At 56.6% G+C, this 813-nt stretch carries 1 protein-coding gene; it reads right to left on the bottom strand.

Annotated features, from left to right (window positions below):
• On the bottom strand, positions 1–813 hold an 813-nt coding region (locus tag OEJ36_RS30385), incomplete at both ends, for a calcium-binding protein (protein ID WP_411861073.1).

Below are 813 nucleotides of genomic sequence, written 5' to 3'. Positions count from 1 at the left end.
TGCCGAGGAGCTGGTCGTCGCCGCTGCCACCGATCAGGGTGTCGTTGCCGTAGCCACCGGTGAGAATGTCGTGACCTTCACCCCCATAAAGGTGCTCGTTACCCGCCGCACCAGTCAGTGTGTCATTGCCATCCCCGCCAACCAGGTTGGTAATCAACCCGCTTGTCGTGAGCTGGTCGTTCGCAGTAGTGCCAAATAGGAATTCCGGGAATGCCGCTTTGATGAGTGCATGGTCATTTGCGGATAAGGTCGGCAGAAGTTTGCCAATGCTGGTGAATAGAGAGTCAGTGATCTGCTTCCCCAAACCTGTCTTGCTCAATTCGAGCAGGTCCATCGCGGTGGATAGGGGCGAGCCACTGAAGAGCGCCTCGGCACGCTCATGGTTGAGTGTCAGCCCAATGGAGTTCGCGCCAAGATGGAGATCCATCGCCTCCATAAGAGGTTTGAGTCGCGTTTGGAAAAGCAGCCCGTCATAGATGGACTGCTTCAGCGCATCGTACGCATTGTTCAACAGTTCGCTTTGGCCACCATTGAGCGCAAGGGAGCGCTCGTCGATCACCACTGCGTCTTGGGAGGTGGGGTAGGTTGTGCTGTTGTTGTTGTTGGCACCTATACCAACGGATAGGGTCAGGCCAGCACCGGAACTGGACTTTCCAAAGCGGAAGATGTTCTGGGCATTGAATACCTCCAGCACCTTGACTCGCTCGATCAGCTTGCGAGTGTTGACTTGAGTCTCGGTCGCTTGAGTGCCGCTGGCCTCCCAGGAATACTGGAAGCGCACATCCGTGCTGCCGTCATCCAGCGCGTCGATGC

The organism is Pseudomonas sp. PDM13 (genome assembly GCF_025685765.1).
GTDB classification, from domain to species: Bacteria; Pseudomonadota; Gammaproteobacteria; order Pseudomonadales; family Pseudomonadaceae; genus Metapseudomonas; species Metapseudomonas solani.
Note: the sequence above shows the minus strand (reverse complement) of the source record. Positions and strands in the feature narration are given on the sequence as shown.